Origin of the sequence: Streptomyces sp. NPDC048436 (assembly GCF_043200355.1) — a bacterium.
GTDB lineage: Bacteria > Actinomycetota > Actinomycetes > Streptomycetales > Streptomycetaceae > Streptomyces.
The window spans coordinates 778288-802613 of the sequence record NZ_JBICXP010000004.1 but is presented as its reverse complement, the minus strand read 5'-3'; the positions used below and the strand labels follow the sequence as shown (position 1 = coordinate 802613).

Below are 24326 nucleotides of genomic sequence, written 5' to 3'. Positions count from 1 at the left end.
GGCGTTGACTTTTGGCACGCTGTTGAGTTCTCAAGGAACGGACGCTTCCTTTGTACTCACCCTCTCGGGCTTTCCTCCGGGCGCTTCCCTTCGGTGTTTCTTTTGTCTTGCTGTTCTTGCGTTTCCGACTCTATCAGACTCTTTCGTGTCCGATTTCCTCGGTGCCTTTCCGGTTCCCGCTCCTGCCTTTCGGCTTTCGCGTTTCCCTTTCCGGCGGTTCCGACTTTATCAGAGATTCTGAGTCGGAATTCCCCGCCCTCTTCGGGTTGCTCCGAGCACGTGAGTGCCGGGTGCTTCCCTCTGCGGCGGAGACGTAAACGTACTGGAGCGGGGCGCCCCGATGCAAATCGAGGCGCCCCGCTCCTAGTTCACCCTGCGTCGGGGTCAGACCTCGACGACCACGGGGAGGATCATCGGGCGTCGGCGGTAGTTGTCCGAGACCCACTTGCCCAACGTGCGGCGGATGAGTTGCTGCAGCTGGTGGGGTTCCACGACGCCGTCCTGGGCCGACTTCTCCAGGACCTCCTGGACCCTCGGCATGACCGCCGAGAACGCCGAGTCCTCGATGCCCGAGCCGCGGGCCTGGATGTGCGGGCCCCCGGTGATCTTGCCGGTGCTGGAGTCCACCACCACGAAGACCGAGATGATGCCCTCGTCCCCGAGGATCCTGCGGTCCTTCAGCGCGGGCTCGCCGACATCGCCGACGGAGAGGCCGTCGACGTACACATAACCGGCCTGGACCTTGCCGACGATCTTCGCCTTGCCCTCGACGAGGTCGACGACGACGCCGTCCTCGGCGATCACGATGCGGTCGTGCGGGACGCCGGTGAGGGCTCCCAGCTCGGCGTTGGCGCGCAGGTGGCGCCATTCGCCGTGGACCGGCATCAGGTTCTTGGGCTTGCAGATGTTGTAGAAGTACAGGAGCTCGCCGGCCGACGCGTGGCCGGAGACGTGCACCTTCGCGTTGCCCTTGTGGACGACGTTGGCGCCCCAGCGGGTCAGGCCGTTGATCACGCGGTAGACCGCGTTCTCGTTGCCGGGGATGAGCGACGACGCCAGGATCACCGTGTCGCCCTGGACGATGCGGATCTGGTGGTCGCGGTTCGCCATCCGGGACAGGGCTGCCATCGGCTCGCCCTGGGAACCCGTACAGACGAGCACCACCTGGCTGTCGGGCAGGTCGTCGAGCGTCTTGACGTCCACCACCAGGCCCGGCGGGACCTTCAGGTAGCCCAGGTCCCGGGCGATGCCCATGTTGCGGACCATCGAGCGGCCGACGAAGGCGACCCTGCGGCCGTACTCGTGGGCCGCGTCCAGGATCTGCTGGATGCGGTGGACGTGGCTGGCGAAGCTCGCGACGATGATCCGCTTCTGGGCGCCGGCGAAGACGCCCCGGATCACGTTCGAGATGTCGCGCTCCGGCGGGACGAAGCCCGGGACCTCGGCGTTCGTCGAGTCGGAGAGGAGGAGGTCGATGCCTTCCTCGCTCAGCCGCGCGAACGCGTGCAGGTCCGTGAGGCGGCCGTCCATCGGCAGCTGGTCCATCTTGAAGTCGCCGGTGGCGACCACCATGCCCGCGGGGGTGCGGACAGCGACGGCCAGGGCGTCCGGGATGGAGTGGTTGACCGCGATGAACTCACAGTCGAACGGGCCCAGACGCTCGCGGTCGCCCTCGACGACCTCCAGCGTGTACGGACGGATCCGGTGCTCCTGGAGCTTCGCCTCGATGAGCGCGAGCGTGAGCTTCGAGCCGATCAGCGGGATGTCCGGCTTCTCGCGCAGGAGATAGGGGACACCGCCGATGTGGTCCTCGTGGCCGTGCGTGAGCACGATGCCGTCGATGTCGTCGAGGCGGTCCCTGATGGACGTGAAGTCCGGCAGGATCAGGTCGATTCCGGGCTGCTCCTCCTCGGGGAAGAGCACTCCGCAGTCGACGATCAGCAGGCGACCGTTGAACTCGAAGACGGTCATGTTGCGGCCGATCTCGCCGAGGCCGCCGAGCGGGGTGACCCGCAGGCCGCCCTTCGGGAGCTTCGGCGGGGCGCCAAGTTCAGGATGCGGATGACTCAAAAGACTCTCCTCACCACACACGCCACGTACCTCCAAGGCACGTGGCGCGCATGACGTTCGTGCAGTAGCAGTTGTTTGTGTGGGTGCAGGACGCTGTCCTGCGGGGTCTCGCGTATTCAGTTGTGAAGTCTGGGACTAGAGCTGTACCCCGCCGGCGGCGAGGTCGATCTTGAGCTGAGCCGTCTCGTCGGGCGACAGCTCGACGAGGGGCAGGCGCAGCGGTCCCGCGGGGCGGCCCTGCAGGGTGAGTGCCGCCTTCGTGGTGATCACGCCCTGCGTACGGAACATGCCCGTGAAGACCGGGAGCAGCTTCTGGTGGATCTCGGTGGCCTTCTGCACGTCACCCGTGGAGTACGCGTCGATCATCGAGCGCAGTTCCGGGGTGACCACGTGGCTGACCACGGAGACGAAGCCGCAGGCGCCGACGGAGAGCAACGGGAGGTTCAGCATGTCGTCGCCGGAGTACCACGCCAGACCGGAGCGGGCGATGGCCCAGCTGGCGCGGCCGAGGTCGCCCTTGGCGTCCTTGTTGGCGACGATCCGGGGGTGCTCGGCGAGCCGGACGATCGTCTCGGTGTTGATCGGTACGCCACTGCGGCCGGGGATGTCGTAGAGCATGACCGGCAGCTCGGTGCTGTCCGCGATCGCGGTGAAGTGCCGGAGCAAACCCTCTTGCGGGGGCTTGTTGTAGTACGGCGTGACGGTCAGGAGTCCGTTCGCGCCGACGCGCTCGGCATCGCGGGCGAGCTCGATGCTGTGGCGGGTGTCGTTCGTGCCGACGCCCGCCACGACGTGGGCGCGGTCTCCGACTGCCTCCACTACGGCTCGTACGAGCTCGGCTTTCTCCGCGTTGCTGGTGGTCGGGGACTCGCCGGTGGTGCCATTGATGACGAGGCCGTCGTTGCCTGCGTCCACCAGATGGGCAGCCAGCTGCTGCGCGCCGTCGAGGTCAAGTGCGCCGTCCGCCGTAAAGGGCGTGACCATGGCGGTGAGGACCCTCCCGAAGGGGGTCTGCGGAGTGGAGGTCGGAGCCATGGGTAACACGCTACTCGCTGCTCAGCGCGTGGTCCCCCCTCGGGGGATGTGTGCGGACCTGACAAGTGAGGAGCCCGGCACTGCCTGCTCGGGGGTTCAAGCAGTGCCGGGTCCGTTTGATCAGGCTAGATGAACTTCTCGAAATGCCGCAATACGGACACCTCGCTCGGCCCACCCGCACACCAGTGCCTTATGGGGCCAGAAGGCCGCCTTACGGAGCCACACGGCCGTTCTTGTTGAAGGCGGCGTGCGTGAGCGGCATCAGCCGGGCCCACTCCTCTTCCATCTTCTCGCCGACCATCTCGATCTCCCGCTGCGGGAAGGACGGGACCTTGGCGAGTTCGTGCTGCGTGCGCAGGCCGAGGAAGTGCATCAGCGAACGGGCGTTGCACGTCGCGTACATCGAGGAGAAGAGGCCGACGGGCAGGACCGCGCGGGCGACCTCGCGGGCGACACCGGCGGCGAGCATCTCCTGATACGCCTCGTACGCCTGGCGGTAGGAGTCCTCCATGACGCGGCCCGTGAGCTCCTGCTGGGCCTGGGTGCCCTCGACGAAGACGTACTTCCCGGGGCGGCCCTCCTGGACCAGCTTGCGGGACTCGTCCGGGACGTAGAACGTCGGCTGGAGCTCCCTGTAGCGGCCCGATTCCTCGTTGTACGACCAGCCCACGCGGTGCCGCATGAACTCGCGGAAGACGAAGATGGGGGCGCTGATGAAGAACGTCATCGAGTTGTGCTCGAAGGGGCTGCCGTGGCGGTCCCGCATCAGGTAGTTGATCAGGCCCTTGGAGCGCTCGGGGTCCTTCTGGAGCTCCTCCAGGGACTGCTCGCCGGCAGTCGAGACGCGGGCGGCCCACAGGACGTCGGAGTCGGTCGCGGCATGCTTCACCAACTCGACGGTGACCTCGCTGCGGAAGCTGGGCTTGAGGTCTTCGGTGGGGGTCTCGCTCACTGGCGGGGGTCCTTCCATGTGCGTCACTCGGGCGGCGACCACTCTATGGCCCGGCACTGACAATCGGCCGTTCGGTGCCCCGCCACGACATTCTTCGGCGAATTTGGCGAAACCGGGCACCATTTGGGTCTTTCGAGCGTCTGTCTAGACAACAGAGTTAAGTTCGATTCGCGTGAGGAGAAACGCACCCCATGTTCCGTCGGCGCGAGCCCGTTCCGTTCGCCTTCATCGCCGAAGCCGACAAGTTCCGCAGCAATGTCACTCCCCCGCCCCGAGAGCGCCCCTCGGCCGCTCAGGTGGTGGGCCGGACCCTGGTCGGCCTGGTCGTGGTCGCCGGCCTCGCGGGTTCCCTGCTGTTCGGCATGCCCGCCCTGTCGCCCGATCAGTCACCCGCGCAGAACCAGCAGTCCGAAGCCTCGGACGGCCGATGACGCCCGTCCAGGCCTCTGCCCCCGTCCGGACCCCCAAGGGTGGTAGGCGGTAGCAGGGCTCGATAACCTCACCGGGCACAGCCCATGCGTGGATCGAGTGAGGATCAGTCGTGCCCCTGCCCTTCCTGACGGCTGACCGCGCCTTTGACGAGGCAGCGGACGACGCCGCGCTGCCGTTCGACGATCGTGACATCTGGCGGCGGCCCTACCGGCCCGGCCCGTTTCGAGTGGGAGCGGCCGCGCTGCTTCTGCTGCTCGCCTCGTTCGTGCTCGTGGCCGCCGTGATCATTTCGTTCGCGGACTCACTGGCGGCCGCGGCCCTGTGCGCGGGGCTCGCGGTGGCCGTCATCGTGAGCGCGCTGCGGCTGCTGCGGATGGGCACCTGGGTCAGCGCGCACGGGCTGCGTCGGGTGGCCTTCCTGACGACGCAGACCGTGCCGTGGGCGCAGGTCGTGACGGTGCGGACGACACAGCAGCCCGTGCGGTGGCTCGGGCTGCCCCGCACCGTGCAGGGGCAGGCGCTCGTCCTCGTACGACGGGATCAGGGCGGTGGTCAGCCGCCGTTGCTCACCGACCGCAACGCCGACTTCCTGGCGCGGCACGAGGCCTTCAACCGGGCGGCCGACTCCATCGAGGTGTGGGCCGACGAGTACCGCCGCACCGCCTGATCCACCACGCTGGACCTGATCCTGAACGCTAGACGTTGACCGGCCTGCCCGCGTGCAGCGCGATCGCGCGCTGCATGGCCTTTCGCGCGCGCGGGGTGTCCCGGGCATCGTGATAGGCGACGGCGAGGCGGAACCAGCAGCGCCAGTCGTCCGGCGCGTCCTCGGTCTCGGCCTTGCGCCTGGCGAAGACCTCGTCGGCCGAGTCACGGTCGATGCGGCCACCGGGCGTGCGCTTCAACTCGTCGACCGGCAGGCCGCCTTCGGCCTCGAGCTCGGCGGCGAGGCGGTTGGCGCGCTGGACGAACTGGGTGTTCTTCCAGAGGAACCAGACGCCGATGAACGGCAGGATGAGCACCGCGACACCGAAGGTGACGGTGAGCGCGGTGCCGTGCTGTATCAGGAGCACGCCTCGGCTGCCGACCAGGACGAAGTAGACGACCAGGACGGCGGCCGTGACGGCGTAAGTGATCTTTGCTCGCATGACGGTCAGCTCAGCCCGGGTCAGTTCAGATCCAGGAAGTGCTCCAGGCCGAACGTCAGGCCGGGAGTGTTCACCACCCGGCGTACGCCGAGCAGGATGCCCGGCATGAAGCTGCTGTGGTGCAGCGAGTCGTGCCGGACCGTCAGGGTCTCCCCCTCACCGCCGAGCAGCACCTCCTGGTGGGCAAGAAGCCCGCGCAAGCGCACGGAGTGCACCGGCACGCCGTCGACGTCCGCGCCGCGGGCGCCGTCGAGCGCGGTCACCGTGGCGTCCGGCTGCGGGGCGCTGCCCGCCGCACGACGCGCCTCGGCGATGAGCTGGGCGGTGCGCGTGGCGGTGCCGCTGGGGGCGTCGGCCTTGTTCGGGTGGTGCAGTTCGACGACCTCGACGGACTCGAAGTAGGGCGCCGCGATCTGCGCGAACTTCATGGTGAGGACCGCGCCGATGGAGAAGTTCGGGGCGATCAGGACGCCGGTGCGCGGCGAGGCGTCCAGCGAGGTCCGCAGCTGCGCGAGGCGCTCGTCGGTCCAGCCCGTCGTACCGACCACGGCGTGGATCCCGTGCCGTACGCAGAAGTCCAGGTTCTCCTGCACCGAGTCGGGGTTGGTCAGTTCGACCGCGACCTGGGCGCCGGTCTCCACCAGCGTCTCCAGCGAGTCGCCCCGGCCGAGCGCCGCGACCAGTTCCAGGTCGTCGGCGGCTTCGACGGCTCGGACGGCCTCGGAGCCGATCCGGCCCTTGGCTCCGATGACCGCCACGCGCAGCTTGCTCATGTGCCTGATTCCTTAAGGGGGTTAGGAGACCGCGTCAGGGTTAGGAGACCGCGTCGTGCAGACGGGCGGCCTGCTTGTCCTTGAGCGGGCCGATGGCCGACAGCGAAGGGCGGTGGCCAAGGACGTCGCGGGCGACCTCGCGGACCTCGTCCGGGGTGACCGCCGAGATCTTGGCGAGCATGTCGTCGACCGACATCTGCTCGCCCCAGCACAGCTCGCTCTTGCCGATGCGGTTCATCAGCGCCCCGGTGTCCTCAAGGCCAAGGACGGTGGAGCCCGCGAGCTGGCCGATCGCGCGGCCGATCTCGTCGTCGCTCAGGCCGTTCTGCGCGACCTGGTCGAGTTCGTCGCGGCAGATCTTCAGTACGTCGTGCACCTGGCTCGGACGGCAGCCCGCGTACACGCCGAAGAGACCGGTGTCGGCGAAGCCCGACGTGTACGAGTACACGCTGTAGGCCAGGCCGCGCTTCTCCCGGACCTCCTGGAAGAGGCGGGACGACATGCCGCCGCCGAGCGCGGTGTTCAGGACGCCGAGGGCCCAGCGGCGCTCGTCCGTGCGGGCCAGGCCTGGCATGCCGAGGATGACGTGGGCCTGCTCGGTCTTGCGGTTGACGACCTCGACGCGGCCGGCGGTGCGCAGGCTGCGGGAGCCCTGGCGCGGGATGACCGGGGTGGCGTCGGTGCGCTTGAGGGCGCCCGCCTTCTCGAAGGCCGAGCGGACCTGGCGTACGACCTTGTTGTGGTCGACGTTGCCCGCGGCCGCGACCACCAGACGGGTCGGGTCGTAGTGCTTCTTGTAGAAGCGCCGGATCCGGTCCGCGTCAAGGGCGTTGACCGTGTCGACCGTGCCCAGGACGGGGCGGCCGAGGGGGGTGTCGCCGAGCATCGTGTGCGCGAACAGGTCGTGCACGCAGTCGCCCGGGTCGTCCTCGGTCATCGCGATCTCTTCGAGGATGACGCCGCGTTCGGCGTCGACGTCCTCCTGGAGGATCAGGGAGCCCGTCAGCATGTCGCAGACGACGTCGATGGCCAGCGGCAGGTCGGTGTCGAGCACGCGTGCGTAGTAGCACGTGTACTCCTTCGCCGTGAAGGCGTTCATCTCGCCGCCGACCGCGTCGAGCGCGGCCGAGATGTCCAGCGCGCTGCGCTTCTTGGTGCCCTTGAAGAGCAGGTGTTCCAAGTAGTGCGTCGCGCCGTTCAGAGCAGGGGTCTCGTCACGGGAGCCGACGTTCGCCCAGATCCCGAAGGTCGCCGAGCGTACGGAGGGCAAGGTCTCCGTGACGACCCGCAGGCCGCCCGGAAGCGTCGTACGGCGGACCGTGCCGATGCCGTCCTTGCCCTTGAGCAGGGTTTGGGTACGGGCGACGGCCCGCCCCTCCGAAGAGGGGCGGGCCGTCGTCGTGGTGCTACGCGACGTCACTTGTCGGTGTCGTCCTTCGTGTCGGCTGCGTTCTCGTCGCCCTCTTCGCCCTCGACGACGGGGATGAGGGAGAGCTTGCCGCGGGAGTCGATCTCGGCGATCTCGACCTGGACCTTCTGGCCCACGCCGACGACGTCCTCGACGTTCTCCACGCGCTTGCCGCCGGCGAGCTTGCGGATCTGCGAGATGTGCAGCAGACCGTCCTTGCCCGGCATGAGCGACACGAACGCACCGAAGGTGGTGGTCTTGACGACCGTACCCAGGTAGCGCTCGCCGACCTCCGGCATGGTCGGGTTGGCGATGCCGTTGATCGTGGCGCGGGCGGCCTCGGCCTGCGAACCCTGCTGGGCACCGATGTAGATGGTGCCGTCGTCCTCGATCGTGATGTCGGCGCCGGTGTCCTCCTGGATCTGGTTGATCATCTTGCCCTTCGGGCCGATGACCTCACCGATCTTGTCCACCGGGATCTTGACCGTGATGATGCGCGGCGCGTTCGGGGACATCTCGTCCGGAACGTCGATCGCTTCGTTCATCACGTCGAGGATGTGCAGACGCGCGTCACGGGCCTGCTTCAGCGCGGCGGCCAGGACCGAGGCGGGGATGCCGTCGAGCTTGGTGTCGAGCTGGAGCGCGGTCACGAACTGCTTCGTACCGGCGACCTTGAAGTCCATGTCACCGAACGCGTCCTCCGCACCGAGGATGTCGGTGAGGGCGACGTAGTGCGTCTGGCCGTCGATCTCCTGCGAGATCAGACCCATGGCGATACCGGCGACGGCGGCCTTCAGCGGCACACCGGCGTTGAGCAGCGACATCGTGGAGGCACAGACCGAGCCCATGGACGTCGAGCCGTTCGAACCGAGGGCCTCGGAAACCTGACGGATCGCGTACGGGAAGTCCTCGCGCGAGGGGAGCACCGGCACGATGGCGCGCTCGGCGAGCGCTCCGTGGCCGATCTCGCGGCGCTTGGGCGAACCGACGCGGCCGGTCTCGCCGACCGAGTACGGCGGGAAGTTGTAGTTGTGCATGTAACGCTTGCGCGTCACGGGCGACAGCGTGTCGAGCTGCTGCTCCATGCGGAGCATGTTCAGCGTCGTGACGCCCAGGATCTGGGTCTCGCCACGCTCGAACAGCGCCGAGCCGTGCACGCGCGGGATGGCCTCGACCTCGGCGGCGAGCGTACGGATGTCCGTGACGCCACGGCCGTCGATGCGGACCTTGTCCTTGATGACGCGCTCGCGGACCAGCTTCTTGGTCAGCGCGCGGTAGGCACCGGAGATCTCCTTCTCGCGGCCCTCGAACTGCGGGAGCAGCTTCTCGCCGGCGATCTCCTTGATGCGGTCGAGCTCGGCCTCGCGCTCCTGCTTGCCGGCGATGGTCAGGGCCTGGGAGAGCTCGGACTTCACGGCGGCGGTCAGGGCCTCAAGGACGTCGTCCTGGTAGTCCAGGAAGACCGGGAACTCACCGGTGGGCTTGGCGGCCTTCGCGGCGAGGTCCGACTGGGCCTTGCAGAGCGCCTTGATGAAGGGCTTCGCGGCTTCCAGACCGGCGGCGACGATCTCCTCGGTCGGCGCCTCGGCACCGTCCGCGACGAGCTGGATGGTCTTCTCGGTGGCCTCGGCCTCGACCATCATGATCGCGACGTCGCCGTCCTCGAGGACGCGACCGGCGACGACCATGTCGAAGACGGCGTCCTCGAGCTCGGTGTGCGTCGGGAAGGCGACCCACTGACCCTTGATGAGCGCCACACGCGTGCCGCCGATCGGGCCCGAGAAGGGCAGTCCTGCCAGCTGCGTGGAGCAGGAGGCGGCGTTGATCGCGACCACGTCGTACAGGTGGTCGGGGTTGAGCGCCATGATCGTCTCGACGATCTGGATCTCGTTGCGCAGGCCCTTCTTGAAGGAAGGACGCAGCGGGCGGTCGATCAGGCGGCAGGTCAGGATCGCGTCCTCGGAGGGACGGCCCTCACGACGGAAGAACGAACCGGGGATCTTGCCGGCGGCGTACTGCCGCTCCTCGACGTCCACCGTGAGGGGGAAGAAGTCGAGCTGGTCCTTGGGCCGCTTGGAAGCGGTGGTGGCCGACAGCACCATGGTGTCGTCGTCCAGGTATGCGACGGCGGAGCCTGCGGCCTGCTTGGCCAGGCGGCCCGTCTCGAAGCGGATGGTGCGGGTGCCGAAAGTGCCGTTGTCGATAACAGCCTCGGCGTAGTGGGTCTCGTTCTCCACTAGCGTTTTCTCCTCGTCTTCGTCCCCTGGCCCGTGTGGCACGGGGACGGAGAAGCGCTCCTACTGGCGCGGGCCGGTCTTCGATCGAAGCACCCGGGTGTTCCCCGGGGGCCACTACCGAGGACCGGCGGCGGCGTTCCTTGAGGCGCGCTTCTCCTCGTTCGGTGTGACGTCGTCTCGTCGCCATGTGCGACGCCGTTACGTCTCCGAACCGTGCAGTCCGATTCTGCCCAGTCCGGTATGGGTCCGCGTATGACGTTGTCTATGTCGTTGTGCGACCAGCCTACAAAGCGCCGGCGGCACTCCGCACGTAGAGCGTGGGTGCAGCGCGTGGGGCACGCTGCGAGACGCTTGGTGCGGCACGCTTCTGTACTGCGGTGTTGTCGATGTTGTCGATGCCGATCTCGATGTCACAGTCACAGTCACAGTCACACAGATCGGCATACAGCAACGGATCGCGCATACAGCAAAGGGAGCGGTCCCCTCTTGCGTGGGGAACCGCTCCCTTCACGATGTCTTACTTGGCGCCCGCCGCACCGCGACGGATGCCCAGACGGTCCACCAGCGCACGGAAGCGCTTGATGTCCTTCTTGGCCAGGTACTGCAGCAGACGGCGGCGCTGACCGACCAGGATCAGCAGACCACGACGGGAGTGGTGGTCGTGCTTGTGGGTCTTGAGGTGCTCGGTCAGGTCCGAGATACGGCGCGAGAGCATGGCGACCTGGACCTCGGGGGAGCCGGTGTCGCCCTCCTTCTGGCCGAACTCGGTCATGATCTGCTTCTTCGTAGCGGCGTCGAGCGACACGCTTACTCCTCGTAGTCTGTACGTGGCCACCGAGTGCCCCTGGTCTAAGTCTCAGGGGAGCTTCCATAACTCGGGAGGCGAGGTCCGCTGGGCGCGGCCTCCAGGTCCTCGGTCAGGGATTGATCGAGGGGAGCCGGGGGCGCGTATACATACGGCCGTTACACAGGGTACCAGTCGGTTCGGGCATGGATCACCGAGGGCCCATTACCTCATTCACCCTCGCGGTGTGCGCATGATCCGATACTCGGTCGCCGCTCGGGGCCCGCCAGTAGTCTGACCCCACAGTTCACTCGTATGTCGAGGAGGGGCCAGCTCATCATGGCCGAGGCGGAGAGCAAGGGCGCTCAGGCGCAGGACGAGGACGTCAAGGCGCGCAAGGAGCGGGAGAAGAACGAGCTCTACGCTCTCGACATCTCCGGCGTCGAGTGGCACAGCGCACCGGGCACGGAGGCGGATGAGGAGCGCGTGGAGATCGCGTACCTGCCGGATGGCGCGGTGGCCATGCGATCGTCCCTCGAACCGGAGACCGTGCTGCGGTACACCGAGGCGGAGTGGCGGGCCTTTGTGCTCGGGGCTCGGGACGGGGAGTTCGATCTGGAGCCGGCGGCCCCACACGATGGCGGCCAGGACGCGGGCTGACCGGGACGCGGGCCGACCGGGACGCGGGCGAGCCGGGACCTCCTGGGGCCCGCGCCCGCACCGGAGACCGAGTGGATCTACCGCTTCGCGCCTTCGATGCCGATGACCAGCCACGACCATTCCTTCTTCTTCTCGGCACTGGGCCCGGTCGCGTGCCTGCTGCCGAAGAAGATCCGCCCGTCCTGGATCACTACGTCACTCAGTTCAAGATCGGCGAGCGTCCAGCCTTCAACGGGCAGGTCGAAGTAGAAGTACGGGGTCTCCTTGCCGGTCCGTGGGTTCAGGCTCACCACTCCCATGGGCGTGATGTGGTCGCTGCTCTCCCGGTAAGCAAGGAGCTGGTCACCACTCATGCGCATCGGGTAGAGCAGCTGGCCATGCCCCGATTCGAACTTCTTGACGGTCTTGCCTGTCGCGAGGTCGAACGACACGATGCGATTCGAGTTGTTGACCATGTCGCCGTGCGGGTCCTCGCGGCTCATGACGAAGACCTGGTCGCCGCTGACCACCGTCGAGGGACAGTTGTCGACCTCGTCGAAGCCCGACGCGGTCTCGCAATCGACGACATAGTGACCTCCTTCGAGCCCTATCGTCGCGCGTCGCTTTCCGCGGTCGTCGATCGAGATCAGATGCGTCACGTCGATGTCACCTGCTGCGGGAGCAATGACCGCGGGCTCGGAGGACAGCAGGCTGACGCCCTTGACTCCCTCGGCGACCTGGTACGTCCACTTCGCGTAGCCGGTACGAGGATTCAGCTTCTGCACCTGGTACGTGGCGTCCTTGGGGTGGACACAGGCCAACAGCATGAGCAGACCACGCCCACCCGCCAGGCCTCGGTGCTCGCAGCCTGAGACGCGGGCCTTCTTCCACAGGCGGTCCCCCGTGTCCATGTCGTACGCCGACGAGCCGTTGCCCCACGTCACGGCGACGGTGCCACGCGTCATCGACACACTCGTCGGGTCCTGCCCGAACACGGTCTTGGACGTCGGGAACATCTTGTCCCAGACCTTTTCACCCGTGTCGATGTCGATGAAAGCCACGTGATCGCACGGCGCCTCGGGATCGTTCTTGGACCTGTGGAGCACTGCCGTGCGGGCTTCCACGGTCACATGCCGAGTGACTCCACAGATGGGGCCGGCGAGTGGTGTACGCCAGGTCTCATCACCCGTGGAGGCATCCTTGCCGATCTTGAAGCCCACGAGCGTTCTGTTGATGCCCTTGGCGAGGATCTTGTCCGTCGCCCACGTGCCCGGCATCTGGTAATCCTCGCCGGGACTCATGTCGTCGACGGAGAACCGGAAGCCCATCTGGCCCCTGTTGGTCTCCGGCCGCTTCTCGACCGTCTCCCTGACATCGAGCCTGCCCTGAGGGATGGCGTCGGGCTTGTCATCGTCGGGTGCCGGGCCGCCGGACCCGAACCAGAGGAACCCGCCACCGGCGCACAGCACCGCGACGAGGACGGCGGCCATGACGCCGACCAGCCGCCTCCGACGATTCCTGCGGGCTCCGTCCGCTGCCAGCGTGGACTGGGTGAAGGAAGAGGGAGCCGGGCCGAAGCTCACGTCGTTGAGGTCCTTGTCTGCGTCTGTGGGGGGATGGGCTGTGGGGGATGGGCTGTGGGGGCATGGGCGTGGGGCACCTACACCGGGGCGGAGCGAATGATCGTACGTGTGCGCGCAGTCCGTTGATCCACCGAGAGGGCGTAAAGGCGACCAACGCCATGCTGCGGAGCGGGAGTTCCTCCGTACCTGCGCCAAAGCTCATGCGCAGCGCGGGGCGCGGTGGTTCCGGTCGCGGATACCGAGACCGGATTGTTGGGCAGGCGGCGGGCATGGAGTCAGCGAGGGGCGGCGTCGGGCAGCTTTTTGAATTGGCAGCCGTTTGTCGCTTGTTGGAGGATTTGTCCGTCACTGGATTCGGTGCGGCGATCGCTTCTGGGTGAAGCGTGACGCAATGGACAGCATTGGTGGGGTGGACTGCCCTGCCGTGCTCGTGGTTTTGGTGATTAGGCTGGGACAGGGCGCGACTCCAGAACCCGCGAGCGGGTGGTTCGCGTCCCCAACGGGGAAAGCCACGGCGGATCGGACGACAGGAACGGTCGCCCCCCACCACGGCACGAGGGTGCTCGACCACACCAGGAGGCATTGTGAACAGCGATCGGGACGAGATCCGCGGGGGCTGGGATTCACCCGTCGATGATCAGTCCGACGCGGAGTCCGCTGCTGAGACGACGGGCGAGTTCACCATCGACTACGCGCCGCCCGCCTGGTACACACAGAACGCGTCGGGCAGCGCGGGTGAGACGCCTTCGGCGCCGCCCGCGGCTACTCCGGCGCCTGGATCCACCCCGTCGTCCGCGCCCACTCCGTCGCCTGCCTCGCCTGAATCACCTGACTCTGATTCTTCGGCTGCGTCGGCTCCCGTGTCTGATGCCGGTCCGTCCTCCGTGCCGGCCTCGCCGTTCGCTTCGGCTCCGACGCCGCCTCCGCCTCCCGTCTCTCCGCCCTTGAGCCCGCCCACTGGGCCGGTTCCGCCCGTTGCTCCCAGTGCGCTGCCGAAGCTTCCCGTGGGGGGCGGGTTCCAGCCTGCCGTTCGAGATGGTGACAGCGAGGACTCCGTTGAGCCCGAGGCGTCCGGTGCGGCTCCCGTCTCCGCTTCGGCCTCCGACTGGAGTGGGGCTCTTGCCGGGCCTGCTGCCTCGGTTCATGTGACCGGCGTGGTGCCCAAGAGCGAGGTCGATGCCGCCCTCGCCGAAGCAGCCGATGAAGTAGATGACGTCGATGACGTAGAGGGAGAAGCTGACGCCGTCGGCGTTGCTGACTCCGGTGGGTCCGATGGGGCTTCCGAGAGCTTCGGCAGTGGTGATCTGGAGAGTGGCGCCACCATGCGTTTCTCCTCTCACGCCTTGAAGCGCGAGCTGCGGGAGCTTGAGGAGCGGGCCGCTGCTGCCGCGGCTGGTGGTGCGGGTAGTGCGGGTTCGAATGCCGATGCCGATGTTGACGTCGATGCCGGTGACTCCGGTGCGGATTCGGATTCCGGTTCGTCTGCTGATGTCTCCGGGGGTGTCGAGCCGAGCCTGGTCGATGACGACGCGCAGGACACGGCGTACGTTCCTGAAGATGCCGCTCCCGTAGATGACGTGCCTGAGGTTGCCGCGGCCGAGGATGTGGCCCCCCAGGACTCCGCTCCTGTCGATGAGGTGCAGGACTCCGTTCCGCCCTCCTGGACTCCGCCGCCCGCGCCGCAGGCCGGGCTTCCGCCGTTGCCGCCCGCCTTCCAGCCGGCTGCCCCGACCTCCGCGCCGCAGTGGCCCGTGCCGACGCAGGGGGCGGTTCCGCCGGCTGCGCAGCCTGAGCCCGTGCAGGCGCAAGCCCCGCAGCCCGCGCCGACGCAGGGACCTGTCCCTCCGGCCGCGCAGCCGGAGCAAGCCCCGCAGCCCGCGCCGGTTCAGCCGCAGGCTCCTCAGCCTGGGCCCGGCGCCTGGCCCTCCCCCACCGGCCCTGTCGCCCCGGCCCCCGAGGCTCAGGCACCGCCGACCGGCTACGGGTTCCCGCAGCCGGGTCAGCAGGGTCAGCCGCAGCAGTTGCCTCAGCAGAGCCAGCCCAGTGCGCCCGCCCCGGCCGCGCCCGTCGCCCCCAATCCGCCTGCCCACGCCGGTGGTTATGGCTTCCCGCAGTCCGGTTCCGTCCCCGCGACGCCGCCGGCCGGTTACGGCTTCCCGCAGCAGGGGCAGCCGAACCAGCAGCCTCCGCAGCCTCCGCAGTCTTCCCAGCAGGGCAACCCGCCTGCCCACGCCGGTGGCTACGGCTTCCCCCAGCAGCCCGCGCCCCAGTCCCAGCAGCCGCAGGCCCCGCAGCCCCAGGCACCCCAGCCGCTGCCGCCCGCCGCAGGCCAGCCGCAGGCCCCCCAGCACCCGAACCCGCCTCTCCCGCACCAGCAGCAGCCCCCGGCTCAGCCTCAGCCGCCTCAGCAGCCGTACCCCCAGGCCCAGCCGCAGCCGGGGCAGCCCCCCGTCGATCCCCGCACCGGTGCCGCCTGGCCGCAGGCCGTGCAGCATGATCAGCGGGAGCGGACCAACCCCGGTGCGCCCCTTGGTTACACCGCCGCCGTCGAGCTCTCATCCGACCGGCTGCTGCGCAACACCAAGCCCAAGGCCAAGAGCAGCCGGCCCGCTGCCGGCGGGTCCCGGTTCAAGCTCGGCGGCAAGAAGGAAGAGGCCGAGCGGCAGCGGAAGTTGGAGCTCATCCGGACTCCGGTTCTGTCCTGCTATCGCATCGCCGTCATCAGCTTGAAGGGTGGTGTCGGTAAGACCACGACCACCACCGCGCTCGGGTCGACCCTCGCCACCGAGCGGCAGGACAAGATCCTTGCCATCGACGCCAACCCCGACGCCGGTACGCTCGGGCGCCGCGTGCGCCGTGAGACCGGGGCCACCATCCGTGACCTCGTCCAGGCGATCCCGTACCTCAACTCGTACATGGACATCCGGCGCTTCACCTCGCAGGCCGCGTCCGGGCTCGAGATCATCGCCAATGACGTCGATCCTGCCGTGTCGACCACGTTCAATGACGAGGACTACCGGCGCGCGATTGATGTGCTCGGGAAGCAGTACCCGATCATTCTGACCGACTCCGGTACGGGGCTGCTCTACAGCGCCATGCGCGGTGTTCTCGATCTCGCCGATCAGTTGATCATCATCTCGACGCCGTCCGTGGATGGGGCCAGCAGTGCTTCGACGACGCTTGACTGGCTGTCGGCCCATGGGTACGCCGATCTCGTCTCGCGGTCCATCACCGTCATCTCGGGAGTGCGTGAGACCGGGAAGATGATCAAGGTCGACGACATCGTGTCGCACTTCGAGACGCGGTGCCGGGGCGTTGTCGTCATTCCGTTCGATGAGCATCTCGCTGCCGGCGCGGAGGTCGATCTCGACATGATGCGGCCGAAGGTGCGGGAGGCGTACTTCAATCTGTCGGCGATGGTGGCCGAGGACTTTGTGCGGGCTCAGCAGCAGCAGGGGCTGTGGACTTCCGATGGGAATCCGCCGCCGACTGTGGCTCCGCCGTTGCCGGGGCAGGGCGGGTACCCCGGGGTTCCCGGGCAGCAGCCCTACCCCGGGCAGGCGCCGCAGCCTGGGCAGCAGCCGTACGCTCCCCAGCCGCAGCCGCAGCCGCCTCACCCCCAGCAGCCTCAGCCTCAGCCGGGCGGGCAGCCTTATCCGCAGCAGCCGCAGGCCCCGCAGCCTCCGCAGGGGTGGCAGAATGCCGCGCCCCCGCAGCAGCCGCAGGCCCAGGCCCCGGCCCCAGGGCAGCCGTTCCAGGCGGCGCCTCCTGTTCAGCCCGGGCAGCCGTACCAGCCTGGGGCTCCGTACTCCGCGCCGGAACCGCCCCAGCAGCAGTAGCCTCTGCCGATCCCGACTGGGCCCGCACCGAACCCTGGTGCGGGCCCGGTTCGTTTCCGCGGCGCGCCGCCGTATCCGCTGACGAACAAGCTTTCCCGCCCACCCACCCGATCACCCCGCAGCGACCAAGCAACGGCAGAAAGGGGGAAAGCGCAGCCCCCGCCTCCCAACCTCCCCCACCTGCCCCTCCCCCCACCGCCACCCCCCGACCAGCCACGCTTCACAGGTCTTGACCAATGCGGATGAAATCCGGGTCAACTCGTTATTTCCGCAGGCCACATGGGGTTCACCTGCCGTTGACTGACGCAGACTGGCGCTGGTAGACACACACATCAACCAGCCGGCGTTACTTGATCAACTAGCCATCTCTGCGCGAGCGATGACGCGAGGTCACCGACCCATGGACACACAAGATCAGCACGGCAGAACACGGTCTCACCCCACCACCAAGGCGCCCCCGAAGGCGCCGGCCCGCCTCCGTCTCGTCCTGGCGGCCGGAGCCGGCGCCCTGGCCCTGACGGCAGGCCTCGCCACTCCCCTCAACGCCGCGCCCCAGCAGGCCGAGGCCAAGGCGGACGGCAAGAAGACCCTCACCGTCGCGGTGGCCCAGAGCGTCGACTCGCTCAGTCCCTTCCTCGCCCAGCGGCTGCTCAGCACCAGCATCCTGCGCCTCACCAACGAGTACCTGACGAACTACGACGCCAAGGACAACCACGCGATCCCCGGCTTCGCCACCAAGTGGAAGCCCTCTGCCGACAAGCTGACCTGGACGTACACCATCCGGTCCGACTCCAAGTGGTCGGACGGCAAGAAGGCGACCGCCGAGGACGCGGCCTGGACGTTCAACAAGCTGATGTCCAAGCAGGGCACCGCCACCGCCAACTCCGGCTTCATCGCCAACTTCAAGAAGGTGACCGCTCCCAGCCCCACCGAGCTGGTCGTCGAGCTGAAGAAGCCGCAGGCCACCATGGCCGCCCTGGACGTGCCGATCGTTCCCAAGCACGTCTGGGAGAAGGTCGGGGACATCTCCAAGTTCAACAACGACAAGACCTTCCCCATCGTCGGCAACGGCCCCTTCGTCCTCACCGACTACAAGACCGACCAGTACGTGAAGCTGAAGGCCAACAAGGACTTCTGGCGCGGCGCGCCCAAGTTCGACGAGGTGGTCTTCAAGACGTACAAGGACCAGGACGCGGCTGTCGCGGCCCTGAAGAAGGGCGAGGTCTCCTTCGTCGCAGGTCAGCCCGCCCTCACCCCGGCGCAGGCCGCCGAGCTCAAGGGCACGGAGAACGTCAAGGTGAACGAGGGGCCCGGGCGTCGCTTCTTCGCGCTCGCCACCAACCCCGGCGCCCAGACCCGCGACCGCAAGAAGTTCGGTGACGGGAACAAAGCCCTCCTGGACAAGAAGGTGCGCCAGGCGCTCTTCCTCTCCGTCGACCGCGAGGCACTCGTCGACAAGGTCTTCCAGGGTCAGGCCGTCGAGGGCGAGGGCTACATCCCGCCCCGCTTCTCGGACTACGCCTGGAAGCCGTCCGCCGAGCAGAAACTCTCGTACGACCCCAAGAGGGCGGCCCAACTCCTGGACGAGGCGGGCTACAAGAAGAACGGCGATGGCAAGCGCGTGGGCAAGGACGGGAAGCCGCTCGACTTCCGCATCCTCTGCCACGCCACCGACCCGAACGACAAGGCCGTCGGCAAGTATCTGAAGGAGTGGTGGGGGGATCTTGGGATCGGACTCAAGGTCAACTGCCTCGATGACGTGTCCGTGCCCTGGTACGCGGGTGAGTACGATCTCGCGTTCGACGGTTGGTCGGTCAACCCGGACCCTGACTTCGTCCTCGGCATCCACGCCTGCAACGCGCTCCCGGTGAAGGCCAAGGAGAGCGCCGCGACGGACAACTTCATCTGCGACAAGAAGTACGACGAGCTCTACAACAAGCAGCTGGCCGAGTACGACCCGGCCAAGCGCGCCGAGATCGTCAAGGAGATGCAGTCCTGGCTCTACGACTCCGGGTACATGAACATCCTGGCGTACCCGAACGCCGTCGAGGCCTACCGCACCGACCAGATCAAGTCCATCACCACCATGCCGTCAGCCGCGGGCAACATCTACGGCCAGGACGGTTACTGGTCCTGGTGGTCAGCGGTGCCCGCGGATGGGAAGAGTTCCTCCAAGGATGGAAGCTCGACCGGTGTCATCATCGGTATCGCCGCCGCCGCGGTGGTGCTCGTCGGCGGTGGAGTCCTGTTCGCCCTGCGCCGCCGTTCGACCGCAGAGGACCGCGAGTAACGCATGACCGCTGACAGCAATCCCGCACTGCTCGACACCAAGGGCGCCGCGGCGACCGACGACCCGGCGTTCGCCGGGCCGTCGGCCCGCGGCCCCCGGGCCCCGGGCACCCGCGCCTATCTCCAGTACGTGGCGGGAAAGCTGGGCGGCGCCGCCGTCTCGCTGTTCGCCGTCCTCGTCACCAGCTTTTTCCTGTTCCGGCTCATCCCGGGCGACCCGGTGAAGCAGATGACCGGCGGGAAGCGCGTATCGGCCGAACAGCTGGACGCGATGCGCAAGGAGTTCGGCCTCGACCAGCCGGTCATGACGCAGTTCTTCGACTACTGCGGCAACGCGCTGACCGGCGACTTCGGCACCTCCTACCAGTTCCACTCCCCCGTGATGGACAAGATCACCGACGCGCTGCCCGCGACGCTCCTGCTCACGGGCACCGCGTTCGTCCTCTACACCCTCATCGGCATCTGGCTCGGCACCCGCACGGCCTGGCGCAGCGGCGGGCTCGGGGACCGCGTCCACACAGGCCTGGCGCTCACCCTCTACTCCGTGCCGTCCTTCTGGCTCGGGCTGCTGCTGATCATCACCTTCTCGGTGGGGATCGGCCCGATCCCGGGGCTCTTCCCGACCGGCGGTCTCGAATCGGGCGGCGAGACGGGCATCGCGTACGTCCTCGATGTCGCGCACCACATGGTGCTGCCCGTCATCACTCTGGTGGCGGTCGGCTACGCGCAGACGCTCCTGGTCATGCGCTCCTCGCTCCTGGACGAGATGGGCAGCGACTATCTGACGACCGCGCGCGCCAAGGGGCTGCGGGACGATCTCGTACGCCGTCGCCATGCCGTCCCCAACGCGATGCTGCCCACCGTCACCCTGATGTTCGTGAACCTCGGCACGGTGGTGGCGGGCGCGATCCTCGTCGAGACCGTCTTCTCCTGGCCGGGGCTGGGCGGGCTCTTCTACGCCGCGCTCAGCGTGCCCGACCTGCCGCTCGTGCAGGGTCTGTTCTTCGTCTTCGCCGCAGCGGTGATCCTGATGAACACCCTGGCCGACGTGATCTATCCGCTGCTCGACCCGAGGGTGGGCCGATGACGACGACCGAACCGACCAAGGCCGAGGTCACGGTCGCGAAGAGCCCGCGGGCGCTGGCCTGGACCCGCAGACGTCACTCCGCCGCCCGCTTCTGGCGCGAGTACCGCACCCACCGGGCGGGGCTCTTCGGCCTGGCCGCGCTCGTCGTCATCGCGCTCATCGCCGTGTTCGCGCCGCTCATCGCGGGCTCGGACGCGCAGAACGTGACGGACGCGCCGGGCAAGCCGATGGAGTCGCCGAGCGGTGAATTCCCGCTGGGTACCGACCAGTTCGGGCGTGATCTGCTCGGGCTTCTCGTCTGGGGCGCGCGGATCTCGCTGACGGTCGGGCTGCTTGCCGCCGTCCTTTCGGTGGCGATCGGCACGATCGTGGGGATCACGGCCGGGCACTTCAAAGGCTGGTACTCCACCGTCATCATGCGCGTCACGGACTGGTTCCTCGTGATGCCGACGCTGGTGCTCGCCATCGCGCTCGCCTCGGTGATGTCCAAGTCCATCTGGACGATCATCCTGGCGATCGGCGTGACGACCTGGCCGACGACCGCGCGGCTTGTCCGCGCCCAGACCCTGGCGGTGGAGTCGCGCCCGTACATCGAGCGCGCACAGGCGCTCGGCGGCGGGCACGGTCATGTGATGGGCCGTCATGTGCTGCCCAACGTCATGCCGTTGGTGCTCGCCCAGACCACGCTCGTCATCTCCGCTGCCATCCTCACCGAGGCCACCCTGGCCTTCCTCGGCCTCGGTGACCCGACGGTCGTCTCCTGGGGCGGACTGCTCCAGGACGCGCGCGAGGCGGGCGCGGTCAGCGCGGGCGACTGGTGGTATCTCGCCCCGCCCGGCCTTGCCATCGCCGTCGTCGCGCTCGCGTTCACGCTGTGCGGGCGCGCCGTGGAGTCCGTGCTCAACCCCAGGCTGGGGGTCTCCCGTTGAGTGGTGCGATCGAAGTGACGGAGACCGAAGTGACGGAAGCGCGCCTTCTCGACGTACGCAATCTCGAAGTGACGTACGCGTCCGGGGCCGCCGCCGTGCGCGGCGTGAACCTCACGGTCGACGCGGGCCAGAAGCTCGGCGTCGCGGGCGAGTCGGGCTGCGGCAAGTCCACGCTCGCCCTTGCGCTGCTGCGGCTGCTGCCCGCCGGGACGAAGGTGACAGGCGAGGTCCTGCTCGACGGCGAGGACATCCTCACCATGAAGTGGGGGCAGGTCCGCGCGGTCCGCTGGGCGGGCGCCTCGATCGTCTTCCAGGGCGCGATGCACTCGCTCAACGCCGTGCATCGCATCGGCGACCAGATCGCCGAGCCGATCCTGCTGCACAAGAAGGCGACACCGGCGGGCGCGAAGAAGAAGGTCGGTGAGCTCCTTGAGCAGGTGGGGCTGCCCGCCGCCCGCGCCGAGGCGTATCCGCACGAGCTGTCCGGCGGTCAGCGCCAGCGCGTGATGATCGCGATGGCCCTTGCCTGCGATCCGCGTCTGATCATCGCCGATGAGCCGACGACGGCCCTTGACGTGATGATCCAGGCTCAGATCCTGCGCCTCATCGAGCAGTTGGTGGCCGAGCAGGACCTGGGCCTGATCATGATCAGCCATGACCTCGCGGTGCTCTCCGACACCTGCGACCGGCTCGCGGTGATGTACGCGGGCCGCATCGTCGAGGAGGGCCCGGCCTCCGACGTCTACGAGAACGCCCGGCACCCGTACGGAAAGGCCCTGTCGGCGGCCTTCCCTCGCATCGGCGACACAGCGTCCCGCTTCGCACCGCGCGGTCTGCCCGGCGACCCACCGGACCCGTCCGCGCTCCCCACGGGCTGTACGTTCCATCCGCGCTGCGCGGTCGCCATCGACTCCTGCACGACGGAGGACCAGGCCCTGCGGGACGCGGGCCCCCGGCACCGCGCGGCGTGCGTACACGCGGGCGCGCAGCTTCCGGCGCAGCCGACATCGGCACCGGCGACGGCGGAGCGGACTCCGTGAGCGCCGACCGGGTGGGCCCGGACCCCATGAGCGCCGATCCCGTGAGCACCGATCCCGTGAGCACCGACAGATCACGCACCGAGGAGCGGCGACGCATGACCACCGATGATCCCCTGCTCTCGGCGGGCGACCTGCACATCACGTTCCCCGGCCGCCGCGGCGCGCCCCCCGCGCGGGCCGTGGACGGCGTCGACCTGGACATCAAGCCGGGCGAGATCGTGGCCCTTGTCGGCGAGTCCGGCTGCGGCAAGACGACCCTGGCCCGTTCCCTGCTCGGCCTGGTGGCGCCCACCTCAGGCAAGGTGACCTTCGGCGGCAAGCCGCTCAACTACTCGGGTCGCGCCCTGAAGGCGTACCGCAAACGCGTCCAGCTCGTGCTCCAGGATCCCAGCGGGTCCCTGAATCCCCGTCACACCGTGTACGAGGCCGTCGCCGAGGGTCTGCGCATCCACAAGTACGGGGGTGACGAGCAGGCGGCGGTCGCCGACGCGCTCTCCCGGGCCGGTCTGCGGCCGCCCGAGCGGTTCTTCCTGCGCTATCCGCACGAGCTGTCGGGCGGCCAGCGTCAGCGTGTCGTCATCGCGGGCGCGCTGGTCCTCGAACCCGAACTGATCGTCGCGGACGAGCCGGTGGCCTCGCTCGACGCGTCCGTACGCGGCGAGATCCTCGCCCTGCTGCTGCGCCTGCGCGACGAACTGGGCCTGTCCGCACTGGTGGTGACGCACGACCTGGGGCTCGCGTGGAACATCGCGGACCGGGTGGCGGTGATGTACCTGGGCCGGATCGTGGAGACGGGGACGGTGGAGGAGGTCCTGACGTCCCCTCAGCACCCTTACACCCAGGCCCTGTTGTCGGTCCTTCCGGAGGCTCCGGGCGATCCCGTGGTCCTCACCGGCGAACCCCCGGACCCCTCCCGCATCCCGGCCGGCTGCCGCTTCCACGCACGCTGCCAGATCCTGGCCTCGGGCGAGGCGGAGCGGGCGGGCGTGGCGAACAGCTGCCGGACGAAGGACCTGCCGGTGCTCTCGGGCGGCGGCGAGACACAGGTGGCGTGCCACTGGGCGGCGGCACGTCTGAGCCCGTCCGGCGTCTGAGCCCGTCCGGCGTCTGATCCAGCCGCTACTCGGACTCGGCGGCCTCAATAAGCTCCCGGGACCGCTTCACGTCATCCCCGATGGCGACAAGCAACGCGTCGATCGAGTCGAACTTCGCCTGCCCCCGTACGAAGGCGAGGAAGTCGACGGCGACGTGCAGGCCGTACAGGTCGAGCCCGACGCGGTCGATCGCGTACGCCTCGACCGTCCGCTCCGTCCCGTCGAACTGCGGATTCGTCCCGACGGAGATCGCGGCGGGCATCGCCTCGCCCTGGGCGTGCAGCCACCCGGCGTAGACGCCGTCGGCGGGGATGGCGGTGTGCGGCAGCGTCTCCACATTGGCGGTGGGGAAGCCGAGTTCACGTCCGCGCTGCGCGCCGCGTACGACGACGCCCTCGACGCGGTGCGGACGGCCGAGGATCTCCGCCGCGCCCCGCACGTCGCCCTCCCCGACCAGGCGCCGGGTGAGAGTGGAGGAGAAGGGCTCGCCGCCGCCTGCCTCGCCGCTCACGTACAGGTCGATGACGTCGACTTCGTAGTCGTATGTGGCGCCGAGCTCGGTCAGCAAGGCGACGTTGCCCGCGGCCTTGTGGCCGAAGCGGAAGTTGGGGCCCTCGACGACCAGGCGCGCGTGCAACTTGTCGACCAGGACCTTCACGACGAAGTCGGCGGGCGACAGCTTCGAGAACTCCGTGGTGAACGGCAGGATGAGGAGCGCGTCGACGCCGAGCTCCGCCATGAGTTCGGCGCGCCGGTGGTGCGGGGCGAGCAGCGGCGGGTGGCTGCCGGGGCGCACGACCTCGCTGGGGTGCGGGTCGAAGGTGACGACGACGGCGGGAACGCCGAGCTCGCGGGCGTGCTCCACCGCACGGCCGATGATCAGCTGGTGCCCGCGGTGTACGCCGTCGTAGGAACCGATGGTGACGACGCTGCGCCCCCAGTCCTGGGGGATGTCCTCCAAGCCACGCCAGCGCTGCACTGTCTTTG

The 24326-nt window shown here is 68.4% G+C and carries 19 protein-coding genes; 9 read left to right on the top strand and 10 right to left on the bottom strand.

Annotated elements, in window-relative coordinates:
- Positions 1-384: 384 nt before the first annotated feature.
- From ACGFX9_RS18440 to thyX, 3 genes are all read right to left on the bottom strand, one after another.
- Positions 385-2070, bottom strand: a complete 1686-nt coding sequence (locus tag ACGFX9_RS18440) for a ribonuclease J (protein WP_393472393.1) — start codon at positions 2068-2070, stop codon at positions 385-387.
- 135 nt (positions 2071-2205) lie between these two features.
- Positions 2206-3105 (bottom strand): 4-hydroxy-tetrahydrodipicolinate synthase, encoded by a 900-nt coding sequence (dapA, locus tag ACGFX9_RS18435; RefSeq protein ID WP_393472390.1) that lies wholly within the window; start codon positions 3103-3105, stop codon positions 2206-2208.
- A 211-nt stretch (positions 3106-3316) separates the two neighbouring features.
- Positions 3317-4057: an FAD-dependent thymidylate synthase gene (gene thyX, locus ACGFX9_RS18430; protein WP_361837802.1), complete on the bottom strand. Its 741-nt coding sequence runs from the start codon at positions 4055-4057 to the stop codon at positions 3317-3319.
- A 191-nt stretch (positions 4058-4248) separates the two neighbouring features.
- On the opposite strand from thyX, the gene ACGFX9_RS18425 reads away from it, so the two are divergent.
- Positions 4249-4488 (top strand): hypothetical protein, encoded by a 240-nt coding sequence (locus ACGFX9_RS18425; protein WP_393472387.1) that lies wholly within the window; start codon positions 4249-4251, stop codon positions 4486-4488.
- Between the two features lie 110 nt (positions 4489-4598).
- Entirely contained in the window at positions 4599-5156 is a 558-nt protein-coding gene (locus ACGFX9_RS18420) for a hypothetical protein (RefSeq protein WP_393472384.1), read from the top strand.
- A 28-nt stretch (positions 5157-5184) separates the two neighbouring features.
- On the opposite strand, the gene ACGFX9_RS18415 is transcribed toward ACGFX9_RS18420, so the two are convergent.
- The 5 genes from ACGFX9_RS18415 to rpsO form a co-directional block, all read right to left on the bottom strand.
- Positions 5185-5637: a hypothetical protein gene (locus tag ACGFX9_RS18415; RefSeq protein WP_365866697.1), complete on the bottom strand. Its 453-nt coding sequence runs from the start codon at positions 5635-5637 to the stop codon at positions 5185-5187.
- Between the two features lie 20 nt (positions 5638-5657).
- Positions 5658-6410: a 4-hydroxy-tetrahydrodipicolinate reductase gene (gene dapB / locus ACGFX9_RS18410; RefSeq protein WP_393472380.1), complete on the bottom strand. Its 753-nt coding sequence runs from the start codon at positions 6408-6410 to the stop codon at positions 5658-5660.
- A 40-nt stretch (positions 6411-6450) separates the two neighbouring features.
- Entirely contained in the window at positions 6451-7830 is a 1380-nt protein-coding gene (locus ACGFX9_RS18405) for a M16 family metallopeptidase (protein WP_393472377.1), read from the bottom strand.
- Positions 7827-10055, bottom strand: coding sequence for a polyribonucleotide nucleotidyltransferase (locus ACGFX9_RS18400; RefSeq protein WP_393472374.1), 2229 nt, complete (start codon positions 10053-10055; stop codon positions 7827-7829). Before ACGFX9_RS18400 ends, ACGFX9_RS18405 begins: the two co-directional genes overlap by 4 nt.
- A 517-nt stretch (positions 10056-10572) precedes the next feature.
- Complete coding sequence (rpsO, locus tag ACGFX9_RS18395; RefSeq protein WP_160507553.1) at positions 10573-10860, bottom strand: 30S ribosomal protein S15; 288 nt, start codon at positions 10858-10860, stop codon at positions 10573-10575.
- 318 nt (positions 10861-11178) lie between these two features.
- Here rpsO and ACGFX9_RS18390 point away from each other — a divergent pair, with 318 nt between their 5' ends.
- Positions 11179-11499, top strand: a complete 321-nt coding sequence (locus ACGFX9_RS18390) for a DUF397 domain-containing protein (RefSeq protein WP_393472371.1) — start codon at positions 11179-11181, stop codon at positions 11497-11499.
- Positions 11500-11576: 77 nt separating this feature from the next.
- Here ACGFX9_RS18390 and ACGFX9_RS18385 read toward each other — a convergent pair whose 3' ends face one another.
- A complete protein-coding gene (locus tag ACGFX9_RS18385; protein WP_393472368.1) occupies positions 11577-13061 on the bottom strand; it encodes a PQQ-binding-like beta-propeller repeat protein in 1485 nt (494 codons plus the stop codon).
- A gap of 584 nt (positions 13062-13645) precedes the next feature.
- On the opposite strand from ACGFX9_RS18385, the gene ACGFX9_RS18380 reads away from it, so the two are divergent.
- The 6 genes from ACGFX9_RS18380 to ACGFX9_RS18355 all read left to right on the top strand — a co-directional run bounded on the left by ACGFX9_RS18380 (position 13646) and on the right by ACGFX9_RS18355 (position 23339).
- The gene (locus ACGFX9_RS18380) at positions 13646-16900 is read left to right on the top strand and encodes an SCO5717 family growth-regulating ATPase (protein WP_393472365.1); all 3255 of its coding nucleotides are present in this window, start codon (positions 13646-13648) and stop codon (positions 16898-16900) included.
- A gap of 400 nt (positions 16901-17300) precedes the next feature.
- On the top strand, positions 17301-19190 hold the full coding sequence (locus ACGFX9_RS18375; RefSeq protein ID WP_393472363.1) for an ABC transporter substrate-binding protein: 1890 nt from the start codon (positions 17301-17303) through the stop codon (positions 19188-19190).
- Positions 19191-19193: 3 nt separating this feature from the next.
- Positions 19194-20276, top strand: a complete 1083-nt coding sequence (locus ACGFX9_RS18370) for an ABC transporter permease (protein ID WP_393472359.1) — start codon at positions 19194-19196, stop codon at positions 20274-20276.
- Entirely contained in the window at positions 20273-21205 is a 933-nt protein-coding gene (locus tag ACGFX9_RS18365) for an ABC transporter permease (RefSeq protein WP_393472355.1), read from the top strand. Before ACGFX9_RS18370 ends, ACGFX9_RS18365 begins: the two co-directional genes overlap by 4 nt.
- Positions 21094-22245: an ABC transporter ATP-binding protein gene (locus ACGFX9_RS18360; RefSeq protein WP_393472351.1), complete on the top strand. Its 1152-nt coding sequence runs from the start codon at positions 21094-21096 to the stop codon at positions 22243-22245. The genes ACGFX9_RS18365 and ACGFX9_RS18360 overlap by 112 nt, the downstream gene beginning before the upstream one ends.
- Positions 22246-22340: 95 nt before the next feature.
- On the top strand, positions 22341-23339 hold the full coding sequence (locus tag ACGFX9_RS18355) for an ABC transporter ATP-binding protein (protein ID WP_393472348.1): 999 nt from the start codon (positions 22341-22343) through the stop codon (positions 23337-23339).
- Between the two features lie 25 nt (positions 23340-23364).
- Here ACGFX9_RS18355 and ACGFX9_RS18350 read toward each other — a convergent pair whose 3' ends face one another.
- Positions 23365-24318, bottom strand: a complete 954-nt coding sequence (locus ACGFX9_RS18350; RefSeq protein ID WP_393472346.1) for a bifunctional riboflavin kinase/FAD synthetase — start codon at positions 24316-24318, stop codon at positions 23365-23367.
- Positions 24319-24326: the final 8 nt, after the last annotated feature.